Raw genomic sequence first — 414 nt, forward strand, 5'->3', positions numbered from 1 at the left:
CTTTGGTCGTCATGGCGCTCGCGCGTGGCGACGATGGTCTTCTGAAGGTCTTGGCACGAGGCCTCGAAGCGCGCGGAGTAAAGGTCGTTGGCGCCCACGAAGTAGTGCCGAATCTTGTCGCCGCCGAAGGCGTGCTGACCAAGGCCGAACCGCGAAAATTGGACTGGCGCGATATTGAGGCAGGCCTTGCGGCAGCAAAGGCCATCGGGGCGCTGGATGTCGGCCAGGCGGCGATCGCGGTTGGCGGCCGGGCAATCGCGCTGGAAGGCATCGAAGGAACAGCCGGCCTGCTTGATCGTGCGAAGCTGCTGCGCGGCCACGGCCGTATTGCGGGCAAGACCCGCGGCGTCCTCGTCAAGTGCGCCAAGCCCGGTCAGGAACTGCGCGCCGATCTTCCATCCATCGGTCCGCAGA

Annotated in this window: 1 protein-coding gene; it reads left to right on the forward strand. The window is 65.7% G+C overall.

Annotated features, from left to right (window positions below; genetic code table 11):
• Nucleotides 1-414: UDP-2,3-diacylglucosamine diphosphatase LpxI (gene lpxI, locus EN750_RS38880; protein ID WP_127399536.1), on the forward strand; the 414-nt coding region annotated here is incomplete at both ends.

This window comes from Mesorhizobium sp. M7A.F.Ca.ET.027.03.2.1 (assembly GCF_003999175.1).
Taxonomy (GTDB): domain Bacteria; phylum Pseudomonadota; class Alphaproteobacteria; order Rhizobiales; family Rhizobiaceae; genus Mesorhizobium.